Below are 240 nucleotides of genomic sequence, written 5' to 3'. Positions count from 1 at the left end.
TATAGTAATCTTACAGTGTAGCTTATGAGTATTTTGAAAGAAGGAAACGGACAAGAGTCTTTTAATTGCTAAAGTTGAACCATTTGCTGATGTCTATTTTGTGATGTTCATTCATAGATCGCCATTCGTTTGATTCCGGTTGATAGGTATAATCTTTTTGCCAGGTTATGATGTTTTCCACGATAGCCCGTATGGAAGAGACAATATAGGAGACTTCCTGATTGGTCATCATGGGATGAA

Annotated in this window: 1 pseudogene; it reads right to left on the bottom strand. The window is 36.7% G+C overall.

What is annotated here, in order from left to right:
- Positions 1 to 61 precede the first annotated feature (61 nt).
- Positions 62 to 240: pseudogene (locus A372_RS39205) on the bottom strand (aminotransferase class V-fold PLP-dependent enzyme); the annotation flags it as partial.

The organism is Paenibacillus sp. OSY-SE, assembly GCF_000283315.1.
Lineage (GTDB): Bacteria > Bacillota > Bacilli > Paenibacillales > Paenibacillaceae > Paenibacillus_B > Paenibacillus_B profundus.
Note: the sequence above shows the minus strand (reverse complement) of the source record. Positions and strands in the feature narration are given on the sequence as shown.